A 1,410-nucleotide genomic window follows, 5' to 3' on the forward strand; every position below is an offset into this window, starting at 1 on the left:
GGCGACAGACTACGCTCACGCTTGCGCCCGGATTGCTCGACCGCGCCACCGACACTCTCCTGAACTTCATCAAGAGACCGCGTGCGGTTCCGCAGCAGGTTGCCGTCCGAATCATAAAACTCAATGTGCCGCCCACCGATATCGCCTACCACCTTCCAGCGGATCACTTCATTGTTTGTTTTGCTCTGGGATTTTTCTTTTGGGATCCTCAGGGTGTAATGCCCTGCATATCCGGTAATTCTATGGGATGACAGCTTCTGTCCCAAGCGGCCGGTCCCCTCGTTAAGAATCGGTTTCAGCCTTTTGAGATGATATTGCTGTCGCCCTTTGTCACCCGCCATGACACTGTCCGGTTTATCGCCCGGCACCCACATCGCTACAGTGTCAAATTTGCGGACAAAAGATACATTGTGGCCGATTAAATCCCGGGGGGTATCCAGCTCAATACTTCCGATGATTAGGCTGAATCTTGCCGGAGTAGTCCATCCTCCCTGGCGTGGTACGCCGAGGTAGAAGGCTACATCGGCGGGTTGTCCATCGGTGGCGGTGGGCCAGGATCCGACTGTGAGTGGGCTGGGCGTGACCGGAAGCAACGCTGCGGCGATCTCTGGGGGCAGCGCATGAGAAATATCGCCGATGGGTCTACGCGACACGACGGGTTCATCCAGGGGGCGTGTGCTTCGTAGAGTGCCGGTGGTGTCGCGCAATTCGATTACGCGGGAGCCCGTATTTCCGGTAACCCGCCAATCGATGGTGTTGCCCACTGCGTTCATGGATGCCCATGCGTTACTATTTGGAAGCTTCCTTGTAAGGCTTCCCGTGGCACGTTTTTTCCGGTTCATAACCTCGGGGGCCTGTCCAGGTTTGCAAGTGCCGTGAGCGTGATTTTGGCTGAGCGTTACGACTTTCACGGCAATTCGGCCGCGGATGGTGGCGATCGCGTCGGGGTTCCCGCCGGGAACCCATGCAACTATATGGTCGAACGAACGCGCTAATCCCATGGATCGACCTGTCCATTCCGGCGGGATTGGGAATAGATTAATGCGACCCGCGGTGATGTAATTCCAGTGAGCGAATATCTTTTGGGTGCTGAGTCGGGGGATGCCGTAGTAGTGGTCGACGTCGGTGGGTTGGTTGTTGGTGGTGGGCCAGTTCTGTGGGTGGGTGGGGCCGGCGTTGGTGAGTCTGGTGATGGCGTGCTGGATGACGGGTGGCAGGACGATGTCGGTGGTTTCGGTGGTGGTGTCGGCTGTGGTGGTGTTGTTTGTTTCAGTGTTGTTGGCGTGGGCGGTGTAGTGGTTGTGGGAGCGGTAGATGGTGATGGGGTTGGTGGCGGTGGGGTTGAGGGTGGTGGTGTCGCGGGTGTCGCGGGTGTTGGTGGTGCGGAGTTGGATGTCGAGGGTGTGGGCG

General features: G+C 57.9%; 1 protein-coding gene. It reads right to left on the minus strand.

Annotation, left to right across the window (positions count from 1 at the left end; translation table 11 throughout):
- Positions 1-1,410 (minus strand): hypothetical protein (locus FKR81_RS44230; RefSeq protein WP_186763526.1); only part of this gene is annotated, 1,410 nt, incomplete at both ends.

The organism is Lentzea tibetensis (assembly GCF_007845675.1).
GTDB classification, from domain to species: domain Bacteria; phylum Actinomycetota; class Actinomycetes; order Mycobacteriales; family Pseudonocardiaceae; genus Lentzea; species Lentzea tibetensis.